The organism is Neisseria musculi (genome assembly GCF_014297595.2).
GTDB lineage: Bacteria > Pseudomonadota > Gammaproteobacteria > Burkholderiales > Neisseriaceae > Neisseria > Neisseria musculi.
Genome location: NZ_CP060414.2, coordinates 1923621 through 1939987, shown reverse-complemented (window position 1 = coordinate 1939987; position 16367 = coordinate 1923621). Strand labels below are relative to the sequence as shown.

The following is a 16367-nucleotide window of genomic DNA, read 5'->3' as shown; positions in this document are numbered from 1 at the left end:
CCGGCCGATATCGGAAGCGGATGGAATTAGACTATAATCCTGCCTTCAATCCTGTTTTCCCAAACCGTTAGTTTGTTTTTTGCCCGCCATGCGTATTTCCGATTTCGATTTCGAGCTGCCTGAAACCCTGATTGCCCAACACCCCCCCGCCGAGCGCGGCGGCAGCCGCCTGCTGGCCGCGCTGCCCGGCAGGCCGCTTGAGGATTCGCTGTTTGCGGCGCTGCCCGATTATGCGGCGGCAGGCGATGTTTTGGTGTTTAACAACACCAAAGTGATGAAGGCGCGGCTGTTCGGCATCAAAGAAAGCGGCGGCAGAATCGAGGCTTTAATCGAGCGCGTTACCGGCCGCCGGCACGCGCTGGCGCATATCCGCGCGTCTAAGCCGCCCAAGGCGGGCGGCGTTTTGATGTTTGACGGCGGCATCCGTGCGGTGATGGAAGCGCGTTCGGCGGACGGGCTGTTTTGCCTGCGCTTCGACAGCGGCCTGAGCGTGTATGACGTTCTCGAACAAAGCGGCCATTTGCCGCTGCCGCCCTATATCGGCCGTGCCGCCGATGATGGCGACAGCGAACGCTATCAAACCGTGTATGCCAAACATCAGGGTGCGGTGGCCGCTCCCACCGCCGGCCTGCATTTTACCGATGCGCTGCTGCAAACCCTGCGCAGTAAAGGTGTGCACACGGCCGAGGTTACGCTTCATGTGGGCGCGGGCACGTTTCAGCCTGTGCGGGTGGAAAACATCGCCGAACACAAAATGCACAGCGAATGGTTCAGCGTGCCGCCCGAAACCGTGGCGGCCGTTGAAGCCGCCAAAGAGCGCGGCAACCGCGTGTGGGCGGTGGGCACCACCTCGATGCGCGCGCTCGAATCGGCCGCACGCGCAACCGGCCGTTTGAAAGCGGGAGAGGGCGACACCGATATTTTCATCACCCCCGGCTACCGTTTCCGTGTGGCCGACCGCCTGATTACCAACTTCCACCTGCCCAAGTCTACCCTGCTGATGCTGGTGGGCGCATTTTCGGGCATGGATCACATCCGCGCCGTTTACTGCCATGCCGTGCGGCAGCAATACCGCTTTTTCAGCTACGGTGATGCCATGCTGCTGGGGCGGGAAAACGGGCTGCCCAAACAGCCCGCCCGAACCCCGGCAGGGGGATGACGGTGAGGCTTTGCGCTTTGTAAAATATACAAGGCCGAAGCCTTTGCAAAATTTATTTGCAAAATTATTCAGGCCGTCTGAAATATTCAGCCATCGCTGTCGGCTCGGCAAGTCTGCTGTGTTGCCCCGTGCAGGCGGGAATCCGGTTGTTTGTTGTTTTTTTGTAAATAAAATACTTGATGGTTTTAAAGCCGGCTTCCCGCCTGCGCCGGGATGACGGGATAGAAGCATTTCAGACGGCCTTATGGTTTTCCTGCGTTTTTTCAGACGGCCCGGGCTGCCGGAAATTCGTCCACTTTCTGCTGGCAGCCTTTGAGCAGGCGGGCAGACTCGGCAAACAGTGCCGATTCGCTTTCGTCCAGCGGTTTGTTGATCACGCGCACCGCGCCACGGCGGTTGATCACGGCGGGCACGCCGATATATACGCCGTGTTGGCCGAATTCGCCTTCGAGCAGGGTCGAAACGGTGAGCACCACGCTCTGATTGTGCAGAATAGCGTTGGAAATACGGCTTAAACCCATGCCGATGCCGTGGCTGGTGGAGCCTTTGGCATCGATGATTTCATAGGCGGCGTTGCGCACGTTGCGGTAGATTTTTTCCATATGGGCTTTGCCGTCTGCTTCCTGCTCGAGAATCTGTTTCAGAGGCATGCCGGCGATGTTGGCCGTGCTCCAGGCGGCAATCACGCTGTCGCCGTGTTCGCCGATCATCATGGCATCGATGCTCACGGGGGCAACTTGGAATTCGTTGCCCAAACATACGCGCAGACGGGCGGTGTCGAGAATGGTGCCGGAGCCGATAACGCGCTCTTTGGGCAGGCCGGAAAATTTCCAGGTGGCGTAGGAGAGCACGTCCACAGGGTTGGTGGCCACCAAAAAAATGCCGTTGAAGCCCGAGGCCATCACGGCGGTAACGATGCTGTGGAACACTTTGAGGTTGTTGTCGATGAGATCGAGCCGGGTTTCGCCCGGGCGTTGCGGCAGGCCGGCGCAGATGCAGACGATGTCGGCATCGGAGCAGTCGGCATAGCTGCCCACTGAAACGCGGGTGGGGGTGGGGGCATAGGGCACGCCGTGGCGCAGGTCGCGCGCTTCGCCTTCGGCGCGCTTGCGGTTGAGATCAATCAATACCATATCATCGCAATGGCCTTGGTTGAGCATCGAATAAGCGTAGCTGATGCCCACGGCGCCGGTGCCGACAACCACCACTTTGTTGCCTACTTTTTTAGTCATTTTCTATCCTTTTGTGATGTGAAGCGGTTGTGATTATAAAGGAAAGCGCAGGCAGAGGGGGCCGTCTGAAGGGCGGCGCGGTTGTGCCGGCTTCTGCTAAAATGCGGCCTGTTATTTGTTGCCTCAAACTTGATACGCGAAAAGGGTGCATACATGAATATTTCAGAAATCAGGGCTGCATTGGATGCGGTTGAAATCCCCCGCAGCAGCCGCACGCTGGGCAGCGACAAAGCCGTGATGCAGGCAGAGGCGCGTTCAGACGGCCTGCATGTCTGTTTGCAGTTTGGCTTTCCCGTTGCCCACATCAGGCAGGAGCTGGCCGAGCGCGTTCAGACGGCCTTAACGCCGCTTGCCGGCGGCGCGCCGGTTCACTTGGGCATCGATGTGCTGATCGGCACGCATAAAGTGCAGCCGGGCGTGGCCACCATCAAGGGGGTAAAAAACATCATCGCCATCGCTTCGGGCAAAGGCGGCGTGGGCAAATCCACCACCGCCGCCAATTTGGCCGCCGCCATGTCGCGCATGGGCGCGCGCGTGGGCGTGCTCGATGCCGATCTCTACGGCCCCAGCCAGCCCACCATGCTCGGTGTGGCCGGGGGCAAGCCTGCGCAGGCCGACCAAAAATTGATTCCCGTTGAGGCCGAAGGCGGCATACAGGTGATGTCGATAGGCTTTCTGATCGATACCGATCAGGCCGTGGTGTGGCGCGGCCCCATGCTCAGCCAAGCGTTGCAGCAGCTGCTGTTCCAAAGCGAGTGGAACGGTGTGGACTATCTCTTCATCGACCTGCCGCCCGGCACCGGCGATATCCAGCTTACCCTGTCGCAGAAAATCCCCGTAACCGGCTCGGTGGTGGTGACCACTCCGCAAGATATCGCCTTAATCGATGCACGCAAAGCGGTGGATATGTTTCACAAAGTGAATATCCCGATTTTCGGTGTGTTAGAGAATATGTCGGTGCACATCTGCTCCAATTGCGGCCATGCCGAAGCCGTGTTCGGCAGCGATGGCGGCAAAAACCTGGCCGCCAAGCTGGGGGTGCCGCTGCTGGGGCAACTGCCGCTGAGCCTGCCCGTGCGCGAGGCGATGGACAATGGCACGGCATTTGCCATGCAGCAGGCGCAGCCGGCGATTGCAGAAATCTACACCGAAGCCGCCTGGCAGATTGCGCTGGCAGTGGCCGACAAAGGCAGAGATTTCAGCAGCCGTTTTCCAAAAATCGTGGTGGAATAAAGGTTGGAACGAACTCAGGCCGTCTGAAAAACAGTTTTCAGACGGCCTGAAGTTTTGCAGGTTATGCCGGATTTTAGCCCCCTGCGTCATGCTCGGGCTTGACCGGGTCATCTCATTGTTTTCGAAAAAATGGCAGATACTCGGACAAGCCCGGGTATGACGGCGATCGGGTGTTTCAGACGGCCTGAAATTTTGCGGAAAACCGAATCGGCTTCCTAACCTTTACGCTGCATCATGATGCCTCACGCCGCTTCAAACAACGCATCGTGTCCGAACACCACCGAAGTCATGCTCAGCGATTTGCCGATGATGTCATCGTTGAAAATCTGCAACGGTTCGTCTGAAGCGGCGGCGCCGGCGGCATACAGCAGCGGCCGCCAATGCTCGGGCGTGGGCGCAGCCAGATGCAGCGCCGGCGGGTAGGCTGCCTCATCGGTGAGCGCCTGCGTGTTGCCGTTTTCCAGCCAGCCGTTCACCAAAATGCGCGCGCTTTGTGCCCATTCGTAGGCGTTGCCGGTTGAGTCGGGCGCGCGCCAGTCCATCAGGCGCAGGTTGTGGACGATGTCGCCGCTGCCCGCAATCAGCACGCCTTGTTCGCGCAGCGGCGCCAAACGGCGGGCAAGCGCGAAATGGGCAGGTGCATCGAGATTCACATTCAGGCTCAGCTGCACCACGGGAATATCGGCTTCGGGAAACAGATGGCACAACACGCTCCAAGTGCCGTGGTCCAAGCCCCAGCCGAAATCGGCGGTCACGGCGTGTTCGCGCAGTAGCGAGCGGATTTCGGCGGCCAGCCCGGGGCTGCCCGGCGCGGGATAGCGCATAGCGAACAATTCCTGCGGAAAGCCGCCGAAATCGTGGATGGTGCGCGGGTCGGGCATGGCGGTTACGGCGGTGCCGTCGGTGCACCAATGGGCGGAAACGGCCAGTACGGCGCGGATTCTGCCGCGGTAGTGCTGCCGTAATGCCGAGCCGAGCCTGCGCCAGTTGCGGCTGTAAGGCGTGTCGCGCATGGCGTTCATCGGGCTGCTGTGGCCGAGGAATAAAACGGGCAGTTTCATGGCAAAACCTTTATGTATCTCTGTATCATGGAATGGCAGTCAGTATAAGCCTGCCATTTTGTTTGATAAATAGGCCGTTTGTTGATTTATCTTTTCCTATTGGGAAATTTAATCCGGCATGGTTTGAGGCCGTCTGAAAACTTTCAGACGGCCTCAACAGGAAAGCCCATTCATCGGATAAACGGCGGAAAGCAACAAACTTTCAAAAGTTAATACTATGGAAAATATCAAATTAAAAACAAAGCGTTAACATCTTGGCGGCATATAGGAAAAATAACTACTGATACATGACGGTGTTTTAGGAAAACATATATCGGGTGGTTCAGATGCCGTTTTATGGTGGGATCATGCCATATATTCATATTTTATATATCACTCTGCAAGCCTATATCAATAATATGATTTTATGGTTAATTTTTTATAAATTTTTATTGCAAAAAAAACTTAATTAAACGAAACAAAATTAAGTCGATGGAACTCATACGAACCAGATTTGTTTGATATTTATTATCGGAAAATCTATGTTTCATTAATTTTTTATAGAAGATAGGAGTATTATTATGACAGCTTTGACCGTGAACAATATGGGTATGCAGGAATTAACCATGACTGAACTGGATTTGGTTGCAGGTGGTTGGGATCGGGGTAGGGTCAATTGGGGCAGAGCTGCTGCAATAGGCACGGCAACTGCCGTTGGTGCAGGCTTGGGAGCGGTTGGTGGTTTTGTTGGCGGTTTTGGCGCAGCAGTAATCAGCGATGCTTGGCAATCCTTAATTATTAGCAAGATTAGGATAGCTTAGTGTGTTTTATCTAAGCTATCTGTTATGCCGATGTGGTTGATTGATATAATTATAGGAGTTGTTATGAATATTGGAAGATTTATATTGATTTCGGGAAGTATCTTTTTTATATTTATGTTGTTGTCCTCTTATTTTTTAATGTATCCGACAATTGGGGAAGCCCTTAAGTTTACCGTTATTGCCACACTTATTTTTGTGCCGGTCAATTTCTTATTAAATAAGGCTTTTAACCAAAAAGCGTTTGGGAAAAACAAAGAAAAATAAAAACGGATTTTATCTAAAATATTTACTTCAATCGGAAACTCGGATATGCAAAACAATCCCCCGATTAGAATGGTATATATTCTGGTTTGCTTTTCAGCTGCATATTTTTTGGTATACAAACCGTTAAATATACAAGGCATATATACTGTGATGCTGATTCTTTCAACGGCATATATTGCCGATTTGCTTTATGCCGCCCACCTTTTTATCAGCCGAAAATATTCAAACGGCTCCAAATAGCTGTAGGCAATGATTCGGAGTCGGTTCATTTTTCTTTATATTTTTTATGTTTGAGGCCGTCTGAAAAGTTTTCAGACGGCCTCAAACCTTCATAGAATCAAAAACGGGCGTTAACCGAACGCTTCCACCCGCACTTCTTCGCCCGCCGCAGCGCTTAATGCCTGATTGAGCACGGCAAAAAATTCGCTGCCGTCGCGGGCGGAGAGCCAGCGGCCGTTGTTTTCGGCAAAATGGTAGCCGCCGCTTTTGGCGGCAATCCACAGCTCCTGATTGGGCGTGTGGCGGTTGATGATAATCTGTGCGCCGCCTTCTGCTTCGATGGTGAGCACGTTGCCGTTCAAACGGCAATCAAAATCCCAGCCGCCTTCGTCCAGCCGGTCTTCGATGTGGGCAAATAAAGCATCGGAATGCTGTAAAAATTCACTTTCGGTCATGATGGCTTTGTGTATCGGAATATTTTTGTTTAAGATGCCGCATCTTGCCACATTAACGCACCCTACGGAAGACTCATGATGAAACCCATCCTGCTGTTGCCCGCCTTTTTGCTGCTGTGCAGCTGCGGTTTTAAAGGCAACCTCTACCTGCCCAAAGAAAACGATGATGCCCGCTTCGGTGTGATTCAAACCGGCATCGGGCAGCCCTTTGAAAAACCTGCCGACTCCCCGAAACAGCCATGACCCTGTATTGCGAACAAACCCCCTACAGCCGCCTTGCCGGCGAATTCGGCACGCCGCTTTATGTGTACAGCCAAGCGGCACTTACCGGTGCTTTCTGCGCCTACACCGATGCTTTTGCCACCCTGAACCCGCTGGTGTGTTATGCCGTGAAGGCCAACGGCAATCTGAGCATACTCAAACATTTTGCCGTGCTCGGCAGCGGTTTCGACATTGTTTCCGGCGGTGAATTGGCGCGTGTGCTGGCCGCAGGCGGCGATGCGGGCAAAACGATTTTTTCGGGCGTGGGCAAAAGCGAGGCCGAAATTGAGTTCGCCTTAAACGCGGGGGTGTTGTGTTTTAATGTGGAAAGTCTGCCCGAGCTTGACCGCATTCAGGCCGTGGCCGAACGCATCGGCAAAACCGCGCCCGTTTCGCTGCGCATCAACCCCGATGTCGATGCCAAAACCCACCCCTATATTTCCACCGGCCTGAAATCCAACAAATTCGGCATTGCCTACGCCGATGCCCCTGCTGCCTACCGCTATGCTGCGGGGTTGGGCCGTCTGAAAATCACCGGCATCGACTGCCACATCGGTTCGCAGCTCACCGATTTAAGCCCGCTTGTCGAAGCCTGCGAACGCATTCTGCTGCTGGTCGACCGCTTGGCCGCAGAAGGCATCGAGTTGGAGCATATCGACTTGGGCGGCGGCATCGGCATCGTCTACCGCGATGAAAATGCCCCCGATCTGAATGCCTATGCCCAATCCGTTGCCCGCATGATGGCCGGCCGCCGCCAAAAGCTGGTACTCGAACCCGGCCGCAGCCTGGTCGGCCGCGCCGGCACATTGCTGACGCGGGTTGAATTTGTGAAACAGGGCGAAGAAAAAAACTTTGTGATTGTCGATGCCGCCATGAACGATTTGATGCGCCCCGCGCTTTACCATGCCTACCACCGCATCGAAGTGGTCGGGCAGAAAAAACGGCAGCCGTTTGTTGCCGATGTGGTCGGCCCCATTTGCGAAACCGGCGATTTTCTCGGCAAAGAGCGCGAGCTTGCCTGCGAAGCAGGCGATTTGCTGCTGGTTGCCGATGCCGGTGCCTATTGCAGCAGCATGGCCGGCAACTACAACACCCGCAACAGAGCGGCCGAAGTGCTGGTAAACGGCAGCGAAGCCCGCCTAATCCGCCGGCGTGAAACGTGGGAACAGCAAATGGCCAACGAAACGGCGTGTTTGTAGCGGCGTGCCTTTCCGGCAGGGCAGGGCAGCGAACCCCGATCCGACAAACGCATCAAACTGCATCCGCCCGGCAGCGGGCTGCCGCCAACCCCTGCGCCCGCCTTGTGGGATTGATACATCTCAGCCGATTCCAACATATATGGCCGTCTGAAAAGCATTTTTTAGCATTTTTCAGACGGCCTTGCCTGCCGTAAACGCCCATGCGCAAACCCTGCGCATTTTCAATTTGGCAAAACCAATCTTCCAGGCGCATCAAACTGCACCTGCCCGGCAGCGGGCTGCCGCCAACCCCTGTGCCCGCCTTGTGCGGATTGATACCTAAGCCGATTCAAATATACACGGCCGTCTGAAAAGCATTTTTTAGCATTTTTCAGACGGCCTTGCTTGCCGTAAACGCCCATGCGCAAATTTCGCGCATCCTTAAAAATCCGGCCGAAGCCGATTCACAATGTGCATAGCGTTGCCCGCTTTCTGCGATACGGCATCGGGATTCCGTTGCCCGTTCGGTAAACCTGCGATGCCGCAGCGGCAACATTCGGCCTGAAACCTGCCTGAAACCGGGCAAACGGCTGATGATGCTGTGCTGCAAAATTTCGGGGAAGCTGTTTGTAACATTATTACGGCCACAGTTTCCGTCTAGGCCGTTCTGTTGTATTTTTCAGGGTTTTTCGTTGGCTGTGAAGTAGAATAATTTCAGTAATTTACATACATTCGTGTATTTTTTGCACGCAAAGGCCGTCTGAAAAATTGCCCTCGGCTGTGTAAATAATTAAAATGTCGAAATTTCAATCTCTTCCACCTGCATGAGCCTTTCTCCTTTTATCGAAATGAAAAATGTGGCGTTTGCCTATGGCGAACGCCCGATTCTTCACAATATCAACTTCACCATCGAGCAGGGTAATTTTGCGGCCATTATGGGCGGCTCGGGCAGCGGCAAAACCACGCTGATGCGCCTGATAACCGGCCAGCTCCACCCGCAGCAGGGGCAGGTGTTGGTGGAGGGGCGCGATTTGGCGCAGATGGGGGCGGGCGAACTTTACGAACACCGCCGCCGCATGGGCGTGCTGTTTCAGCACGGCGCGCTGTTTACCGATTTGACGGTGTTTGACAATGTGGCGTTTCCCATGCGCGAGCTCACCCGCCTGCCCGAAGCGGTTATCCGCGATTTGGTGGTGTTGAAATTGAATGCAGTCGGCCTGCGCGGCGTGGAAAAACTGATGCCGTCTGCATTGTCGGGCGGTATGGCCAGGCGGGTGGCACTGGCGCGCACCATCGCGCTCGACCCGGAAATCATGCTTTACGATGAGCCGTTTACCGGCCTCGACCCGATTTCGCTGGGCGTGATTGCGCATTTGATCAGCCGCATCAACAAAGCCTTGCGCTCCACCAGCGTGATGGTAACGCACGATGTCGGGCAGTCGCTGGCGATTGTGAACCAGGTGGTTTTTTTGGCCGATGGGGAAATCGTGTTTTCAGGCACGCCCGAAGCCATGCGCCGGCAGGATTCGCCGTGGGTGAAGCAGTTTGTAGAAGGCCTGCCCAACGGCCCCGTGCCGTTCCGCTACCCGGCCGCCACCGGTTTGCAGCAGGATTTGCTGGGTCGCTGACCCGTGCTTTCAGACGGCCTTGCGGCAGCGGCCGTCTGAAAAAAGCAATTTGGAATAATTTGGAATATCGGAATAATGCAGGCAGAGGGTTTGGTCGTCTGAAAAAACACCCATATTGAAGAAACCATGAATTTTATTCAAACCACAGGGGCGAAAACCCTTAACTTTATCCGCGCGCTCGGCAGTGTGTGTCTGTTTTTTGTGCAGATACTCGCCAAATCGGGCACGGCTTTGCTGCGCTTTCGGCTGAGCGTGCGCCAGATGTATTTTGCGGGCGTGCTCTCGGTGCTGATTGTGGCGGTGTCGGGGCTGTTTGTGGGCATGGTGTTGGGTTTGCAGGGCTATACGCAGCTTTCCAAATTCAAATCGGCGGATATTCTGGGCTATATGGTGGCGGCGAGCCTGCTGCGCGAGCTCGGCCCGGTGTTGGCGGCGATTCTGTTTGCCAGCAGCGCGGGCGGCGCGATGACCAGCGAAATCGGCCTGATGAAAACCACCGAACAGCTCGAAGCGATGAATGTGATGGCGGTCAACCCCGTTGCCCGCGTGGTGGTGCCGCGTTTTTGGGCGGGCGTAGCCTCGATGCCGCTGCTGGCTTCGATTTTCAATGTGGCGGGTATTTACGGCGCCTATTTGATTGGTGTGCAATATTTGGGGTTGGACAGCGGCATTTTCTGGTCGCAGATGCAGAGCAATATTTCCATTCAATATGATGTGGTAAACGGTTTGATTAAATCGGCCGTGTTCGGTGTGGCCGTTACGCTGATTGCCGTACATCAAGGGTTTCACTGCGTGCCCACATCGGAAGGGATTCTGCGCGCGAGCACCCGCACGGTGGTGTCGTCGGCGCTCACCGTGCTGGCGATTGATTTTATTTTGACTGCATTGATGTTTACCGGGTAACTGCCATGAAAAAGAGTGTTTTGGAACTTTGGGTCGGTTTGTTTGTCTTGCTGGGGGCGGCTGCCGTGGGCTTTTTGGCCTTCCGCGTGGCAGGCGGCGCGGCAGTAGGCGGGGGATCCGGCCAAACCTATACGGTGTATGCCGATTTCACCGACATCGGCGGCCTGAAAGTGAATGCCCCCGTGAAAGCGGCCGGCGTGTTGGTGGGGCGTGTGGGCGGCATACAGCTCGACCCGAAAAGCTACCAGGCCAAAGTGAGCCTTGATTTAAACAGCCGCTATCAGTTCAGCACCGATGTGTCGGCGCAGATTCTCACCTCAGGCCTCTTGGGCGAACAATATATCGGCCTGCAACAGGGCGGTGAGACAGAAAACCTTACCGCAGGCGACACCATCACCGTAACCGCATCGGCTATGGTGCTGGAAAACCTGATCGGCAAATTTATGACCGGCTTTGCCGAGAAAAGCTCGGGTGGTTCGGAAACCGCAGGCAGCGGCTCTGCCGCCGAGTAGTTGTTGTTTCGATTCATCGACAAGAAATCCGATAGGAAAACCAACCATGAAAAAATCAGCCTTATTCAGCGCATTTGGCATCGGCCTGCTGAGCATCAACCTTGCTTTTGCCACACCGGCCGAAGCGGTTAACCAAGTGCGTACCAATGCCACCCAAGTGTTGGATATCTTGAAAGAAGCCAACGGCAGCAACGATGCCGCCGTGCGCCGCAAAGCCGAAAGCCATGCTCTGCCCAACTTCGATTTCCAACGCATGACTGCGCTGGCGGTGGGCAACCCGTGGCGCGAGGCCACACCGGCGCAGAAACAGGTATTGTCGAAAGAGTTTCAAACCCTGCTGATCCGCACTTATTCCGGCACGATGTTGAAATACAAAAACGCCAACGTGGTGGTGAAAGACAACCCCGTGGTAAACCGTGGCGGCAAAGAAGTGGTGGTGCGCGCCGAAATCACCCAGCCCGGCGGTAAGCCTGTGATGATGGATTTCAGCACCTATCAGAGCGGCGGCAAATACCGTGCCTACAACGTGGCCATCGAGGGTGCGAGCCTGGTAACGGTATACCGCAACCAGTTTGGCGAAACCATTAAAAACAAAGGCATAGATGGCCTGATTGCCGAATTGAAATCGAAAAACGGCGGCAGATAAACCATGGAATCAGAAGTACGCAACGGCGTGCTGTATGTGGGCGGCAACGTAACGGTGAAAACCGTTACGCAGGCCGTTTACAGCCGTTTTGAGCAGCAATGCCGTCTGAAAGAAACCGCCGCTGTTGATTTTTCGGGTGTGGAGCGCGCCGATTCGGCCTGTGTATCGCTGCTGTTGGGTGCTTTGCGTGCCAAGCCTGAAGCACCGCTTTTGCGCGGTATTCCCACCTCGGTTCAAGCCTTGGCCGAATTGTATGAAATCAACGAATGGGTGAATCCGTGAAAAAATCTGCCATTATCCTGATTGTATTGAGCCTTACCGCCGCCCGGCCCGCCCTGGCCGAACGCAATCCGGCCGACCCCTACGAGCGTTACAACCGTGTGATGTTCAAAGTGAACGACACCGCCGATAAATACGTTCTCTCCCCCGTAGCCCGGGGCTACCGTGCCGTAACGCCGAAACCCGTGCGGACGGGCGTAACCAACTTTTTCGACAATCTGCGCGATGTGGTCAGCATGGGCAGCAACCTGTTGCGGCTGGACATCAAGCGCAGCAGCGAAGACTTTGTGCGCGTGGGCATCAACTCCACTTTCGGCTTGGGCGGCTTAATCAATATTGCCGATGCGGGCGGCGTTCCCAACAATAAAAACACTTTGGGCGACACTTTTGCTTCTTGGGGCTGGAAAAACAGCAACTATTTTGTTTATCCGCTCACCGGGCCTTCTACCGTGCGCGACAGCATCGGCAGCACCATCACCACCTTTTACCCCATCGATAATGTGGTGTTCCCCAAACCTGCGGGAAGAATTGCACTGCAAAGCCTGAGGGCTGCCAACATCCGCGAGCAGTATCTGGATTTGACCGACAGCTTGAACGATGCTGCCATCGACAAATATGCCTATACCCGTGATCTCTTTATGAAAATGCGCGCCCGCCAAACCGGCTCTGCTCTGCCGCAGGGTGCTGATGAAGAAATCGACATCGATGATTTGGTTTCCGATGAAAACAGCCCGCCGCCGGCACGGGAATATACGCCCGCAACAGAGCAGGCTGCCGAAGCGCAACCGCAAGCAAGCAGCCCGGATATGCCGGAAGCCCGGGGCGGAATATTGACGCTGTGGCATCCCGACAGTTAGCAATAACCAATAAGGCCGTCTGAAAAACAAAAGAGCAGAAACGCAGCCCTGCTTTTTTGTTTTTCAGAGGGCCTTTGCATTTCAGAGGGCCTTTGCATTTCAGACGGCCTGAGGCGGATTGGACAAGAGCCCGCTGTCCGTATAACCGCCGCTATGCCCGGATTTGGCCGTGGTATGGCTAATCCGTAAAATCAGCATCAGGCAGCGCAAGCCGCACACAATAATGTGAACCGGTAAGCCCATGCGGTTGTTTTAAAGCGGAGCGGGGTACTTAAAGAGTTGGTTTTACGGGCTGCCCGGGCGGGTTTCAGCCCTTATCGGTTATCCCGAATTGTTTTTCTTTCTCCGCCAAAAAGGCTTCCATCTCTTTTTGAATATCTATGTTAAGACGGTCGGCCAGCTCGATCAGCCACCAGATATTCTCAGCAAGTTTATGTTCCAGTCTATATGGCGTTTCATCGTAGTAACGGCCTTGTTTGGTCATGATCAGGCGGTTCATATTGCCGATGTCGTTGGATAAGGCCAGTAAGTCCTCTTCAATAGACCATTCTGCCCCATGGTGTTTGATTTCCAGCGCTCTATAGGCCGTGCGGATGGCACGACAGCGGTTCACTAAGTTATCCGGCAGCATCTGTCCTCCTAAAAAGATAGGTAAGGCAGTTCCATCTTTGTTTATCAAGCGCAAAACTGCCTTTGATCTCGAATGGGTGATAAGGAACCCCGTTTTTCATATTGGGATAAAATCAAAAACAAGCAGGATTTTCAGGCTGTTTGTTACTTTAAAAATCCAATAATCGGACGGCGGTTTGATTTTTTTTATGCCTTAAACGCAGGCCTTCAAGCAGTCGCGAACCAGATCGGGGCCTCGAAACACCATGCCGCTGTAGAGTTGCACGGCGGTGGCGCCCAAGCGCATTTTTTCCGCTGCATCTTCCCCGCTGAGAATGCCGCCCACGCCGATAACCGGCACTTTGCCGTTGAGATGCTGTGCGAGCTGTGTGAGTACCCGGTTGCTTTTTCCGCGCACGGGGCTGCCGCTCAAACCGCCTTGCTCTCCTGCCAGCGCATGGCCGCCGAGAGCGGTTTTGTCAATGGTGGTGTTGGTGGCGATGATACCGTCGATTTCGGTTTGTTCGGCGATATGGGCGATGTCGGCAATTTGTGCCTCGCTTAAGTCGGGGGCGATTTTTACCGCCAGCGGCACATAACGGTTATGTACGGCAGCCAGGCGTGATTGCTTGTTTTTCAACGTAAACAGCAGCCGGCTCAATTCATCTCCTCCCTGCAGGTCGCGCAGGTTTTTGGTGTTGGGCGAAGAAATATTCACTACGATATAGCCTGCATGAACATAGGCTTTTTCCAAACAGGCCAAATAATCATCGGCCGCTTTTTCGATGGGGGTGTCGGCATTTTTGCCGATATTGATGCCGAGAACGCCGTTGTAGCGGCTGTTTTGGATATTTTTCACCATCGCATCGATACCGTGGTTGTTGAAACCCATGCGGTTGATTACGGCTTCGTGCTCCGGCAGGCGGAACAGGCGCGGTTGCGGATTGCCGCTTTGTGGGCGCGGTGTGATGGTGCCCACTTCGATAAAGCCGAAGCCCAGTGCGGCCAGCGCATCGATATATTCCCCGTTTTTATCCATGCCGGCGGCCAGCCCCACGGGATTGGGCAGATCTAGCCCCATCAGGCGGGTCGGGCGGGTTTGGCTATTGACTTTGGGCAGCAGCCCGAGCCGGTAGGCGGTGCCGAGCGCGGCCAAGGTGAAGTGGTGTGCTTTTTCGGGGTCGGTTTTGAACAAAAAGGGACGTAGAAAAGAATACATAATGAATAAGCCGTTTAGCGAGTAAGAAATATAAATGCCGGTCAAGCGTTATTTTACCTGAACGGCTATATTTCGGGCAGTTTCGGATAGGGAGTATGCGATGGCGCAAAAGGCAGTAGAGGGCAAACTGCGGCGGAAGGAGGCGTTAATGTTGCGTAGGACGGGTTTTGTATGACGGCGAAACAGAATAATGCTGCGGTATTGCCGCCTGTCAGACGGCTATAGCCGGCTCCAAAAATAAATATTAAATATAAGGAATGGGCGGAAAAAAGCACAACAAGGCGGGCTGTGCCGCCTTTTAGAGTAGGCAGCTTATTTTCAGCACAAGGCTGCAAAAGCCACAGAGATTGCAGATATTACAGAAACGGTTCTGTTGCCGCCCGGGCGGCTTGTAAAACGGTTTTCTTTGAATCAAAGTGCAGCCATGCCGCAGCGGAACTGAAACGGATTCGCTGTATCCCGACCGTTTTGGGTTTGTTTGGCTCTGTGTTGTTCTGCTATCAAATGGTGCCTTTGCAAAATCTGTTGCGGCCGTCTGAAATGCCCGATTATTGCCATTGCCGGGTAAGGAGGAATACAGACCGTAAAAAATAAATTTTTTTATTTTAATGGCTTATGAAAACCTAATATAAGTTTATTCTGGGAGAAAATGGCGATAGACGGCATTATTTTATAAATTTTGCAGCGGCTTCTGATAATGTTGAAAACATAATATATTAACAATTGGATTTTTTATGAGGGCAACGAAACAACAGGCCGTCTGAAAGCAGAAAGTTTTTAAGGATAAAACATGGAAATCACACTTTATTTGGTGCGCCACGGCAAAACCGTATTCAACACGGTAGGACGTTTGCAGGGATGGAGCGATTCGCCGTTGACGCAAGAGGGCAGGGCAGCGGCATCGGCGTTGGGCAGCAGCCTGAAGGGGGAGGTGGTGTTTGATGCGGCATTTGCCAGCACCAGCCCGCGCGCATTGGAAACCGCGCGCTTGGTTTTGCAGGCGGCGGATCAGGCCGCGTTGCAAATAACACCATTGGAAGCATTGTGCGAATATTGTTTCGGGGGTTTTGAAGGTGAGAAAAGGCAAACTGTATATGAAATGGCGGCGGCACATCAGGGCGAGGCTGATGTGGAAGCCTGGTTGAACCGTTACCGCCACGGTACGCATAATATATTGGCAGAGAGTGTCAGCATTCTCGACCCTTTAAAATTGGCGGAAACGGAAAGGCAGTTTGTCGGCCGTTTGCAAAAGGGCATGAACCAGCTGGTTGAAAACGTGCCCAAAGGCGGCAATGTGTTATTGGTTTCGCACGGAATGGCGATTACCGCGTTGTTGAAAAGTATAGATTCTGCAGCTGTTTTATATAGAAGTGTAAAAAATACAACAGTTTTGAAACTTTATTTCAATAGCGGTAAGTGGCGGATTTTAAGTAAAAATATCCAATATTCATAAATAAACAAATTGAATATTGCATAGGTTGTTTCCGATTGGTTTCTTTGTTTTAATGCTTTATGAATAAAATAAGTAAAGAAATATGTTTTTATAAATTATTTATTAAATAAATGTAAATTTATATATAAATTAAAACAAGAACAGTAAATAAATAATGTTGTAATTATTATCTAAAGTTATTATTTTTGTAAGAAATATACCCAATATTGATAAAAACAGTAATAAAAACTTAGACTTCATTTTAAAATTTTACTTTAGTCAAATGCCGTTAAGTTATATTATTGGAAGCAAGAAACGAAGTAAGGCCGCCAAACATTGATTGGCTTCGGCCGAGTTTCAATTGTTTCAACCAACCGTATCGGAAAGCCGGTTCTGCAAAAGCAGGATACGGCTGTTTGT

19 protein-coding genes are annotated in these 16367 nt (G+C 53.2%); 13 read left to right on the top strand and 6 right to left on the bottom strand.

Annotation, left to right across the window (positions count from 1 at the left end; genetic code table 11):
- Positions 1–88 precede the first annotated feature (88 nt).
- Complete coding sequence (gene queA, locus H7A79_RS10195; RefSeq protein WP_187000168.1) at positions 89–1159, top strand: tRNA preQ1(34) S-adenosylmethionine ribosyltransferase-isomerase QueA; 1071 nt, start codon at positions 89–91, stop codon at positions 1157–1159.
- A 263-nt stretch (positions 1160–1422) separates the two neighbouring features.
- Here queA and H7A79_RS10190 read toward each other — a convergent pair whose 3' ends face one another.
- Entirely contained in the window at positions 1423–2391 is a 969-nt protein-coding gene (locus tag H7A79_RS10190; RefSeq protein ID WP_187000167.1) for an L-lactate dehydrogenase, read from the bottom strand.
- 153 nt (positions 2392–2544) lie between these two features.
- Between H7A79_RS10190 and apbC the strand changes: the two genes are divergently transcribed.
- Entirely contained in the window at positions 2545–3624 is a 1080-nt protein-coding gene (apbC, locus tag H7A79_RS10185; RefSeq protein ID WP_135034617.1) for an iron-sulfur cluster carrier protein ApbC, read from the top strand.
- Positions 3625–3866: 242 nt separating this feature from the next.
- Here apbC and ygiD read toward each other — a convergent pair whose 3' ends face one another.
- A complete protein-coding gene (gene ygiD / locus H7A79_RS10180; RefSeq protein ID WP_187000166.1) occupies positions 3867–4685 on the bottom strand; it encodes a 4,5-DOPA-extradiol-dioxygenase in 819 nt (272 codons plus the stop codon).
- A gap of 560 nt (positions 4686–5245) precedes the next feature.
- On the opposite strand from ygiD, the gene H7A79_RS10175 reads away from it, so the two are divergent.
- Positions 5246–5485, top strand: a complete 240-nt coding sequence (locus H7A79_RS10175; RefSeq protein ID WP_187000165.1) for a hypothetical protein — start codon at positions 5246–5248, stop codon at positions 5483–5485.
- Positions 5486–5509: 24 nt separating this feature from the next.
- Positions 5510–5749 (top strand): hypothetical protein, encoded by a 240-nt coding sequence (locus H7A79_RS10170; RefSeq protein ID WP_135034620.1) that lies wholly within the window; start codon positions 5510–5512, stop codon positions 5747–5749.
- Positions 5750–6099: 350 nt separating this feature from the next.
- Here H7A79_RS10170 and cyaY read toward each other — a convergent pair whose 3' ends face one another.
- Positions 6100–6426: an iron donor protein CyaY gene (cyaY, locus tag H7A79_RS10165; protein WP_135034638.1), complete on the bottom strand. Its 327-nt coding sequence runs from the start codon at positions 6424–6426 to the stop codon at positions 6100–6102.
- 75 nt (positions 6427–6501) lie between these two features.
- Between cyaY and H7A79_RS10160 the strand changes: the two genes are divergently transcribed.
- Both H7A79_RS10160 and lysA read left to right on the top strand, forming a co-directional pair.
- Positions 6502–6666 (top strand): LPS translocon maturation chaperone LptM, encoded by a 165-nt coding sequence (locus H7A79_RS10160; RefSeq protein ID WP_434968553.1) that lies wholly within the window; start codon positions 6502–6504, stop codon positions 6664–6666.
- On the top strand, positions 6663–7883 hold the full coding sequence (gene lysA, locus H7A79_RS10155; protein ID WP_187000163.1) for a diaminopimelate decarboxylase: 1221 nt from the start codon (positions 6663–6665) through the stop codon (positions 7881–7883). The genes H7A79_RS10160 and lysA overlap by 4 nt, the downstream gene beginning before the upstream one ends.
- 52 nt (positions 7884–7935) lie before the next feature.
- On the opposite strand, the gene H7A79_RS10150 is transcribed toward lysA, so the two are convergent.
- Positions 7936–8136 (bottom strand): hypothetical protein, encoded by a 201-nt coding sequence (locus H7A79_RS10150; protein WP_187000162.1) that lies wholly within the window; start codon positions 8134–8136, stop codon positions 7936–7938.
- Between the two features lie 550 nt (positions 8137–8686).
- On the opposite strand from H7A79_RS10150, the gene H7A79_RS10145 reads away from it, so the two are divergent.
- The 6 genes from H7A79_RS10145 (at position 8687) to H7A79_RS10120 (ending at position 12687) form a co-directional block, all read left to right on the top strand.
- Entirely contained in the window at positions 8687–9490 is an 804-nt protein-coding gene (locus H7A79_RS10145) for an ABC transporter ATP-binding protein (protein ID WP_187000161.1), read from the top strand.
- A 126-nt stretch (positions 9491–9616) separates the two neighbouring features.
- Positions 9617–10393 carry a lipid asymmetry maintenance ABC transporter permease subunit MlaE gene (mlaE, locus tag H7A79_RS10140; RefSeq protein WP_135034623.1) on the top strand — a complete coding sequence of 259 codons (777 nt, stop codon included), beginning with the start codon at positions 9617–9619 and terminating at the stop codon, positions 10391–10393.
- Between the two features lie 5 nt (positions 10394–10398).
- Positions 10399–10905, top strand: coding sequence for an outer membrane lipid asymmetry maintenance protein MlaD (gene mlaD / locus H7A79_RS10135; protein WP_187000160.1), 507 nt, complete (start codon positions 10399–10401; stop codon positions 10903–10905).
- A 46-nt stretch (positions 10906–10951) separates the two neighbouring features.
- Positions 10952–11551 (top strand): MlaC/ttg2D family ABC transporter substrate-binding protein, encoded by a 600-nt coding sequence (locus H7A79_RS10130; RefSeq protein ID WP_187000159.1) that lies wholly within the window; start codon positions 10952–10954, stop codon positions 11549–11551.
- A gap of 3 nt (positions 11552–11554) precedes the next feature.
- Positions 11555–11833, top strand: a complete 279-nt coding sequence (locus H7A79_RS10125) for an STAS domain-containing protein (RefSeq protein WP_187000158.1) — start codon at positions 11555–11557, stop codon at positions 11831–11833.
- Positions 11818–12687: an MlaA family lipoprotein gene (locus H7A79_RS10120; protein WP_135034627.1), complete on the top strand. Its 870-nt coding sequence runs from the start codon at positions 11818–11820 to the stop codon at positions 12685–12687. Before H7A79_RS10125 ends, H7A79_RS10120 begins: the two co-directional genes overlap by 16 nt.
- Positions 12688–12994: 307 nt before the next feature.
- On the opposite strand, the gene H7A79_RS10115 is transcribed toward H7A79_RS10120, so the two are convergent.
- Positions 12995–13366 (bottom strand): nucleoside triphosphate pyrophosphohydrolase family protein, encoded by a 372-nt coding sequence (locus H7A79_RS10115; protein ID WP_246407878.1) that lies wholly within the window; start codon positions 13364–13366, stop codon positions 12995–12997.
- A gap of 144 nt (positions 13367–13510) precedes the next feature.
- The gene (locus tag H7A79_RS10110; protein ID WP_187000157.1) at positions 13511–14515 is read right to left on the bottom strand and encodes a quinone-dependent dihydroorotate dehydrogenase; all 1005 of its coding nucleotides are present in this window, start codon (positions 14513–14515) and stop codon (positions 13511–13513) included.
- A 790-nt stretch (positions 14516–15305) separates the two neighbouring features.
- Between H7A79_RS10110 and H7A79_RS10105 the strand changes: the two genes are divergently transcribed.
- Positions 15306–15968, top strand: coding sequence for a histidine phosphatase family protein (locus H7A79_RS10105; RefSeq protein WP_187000156.1), 663 nt, complete (start codon positions 15306–15308; stop codon positions 15966–15968).
- The last annotated feature ends 399 nt before the right edge of the window (positions 15969–16367 follow it).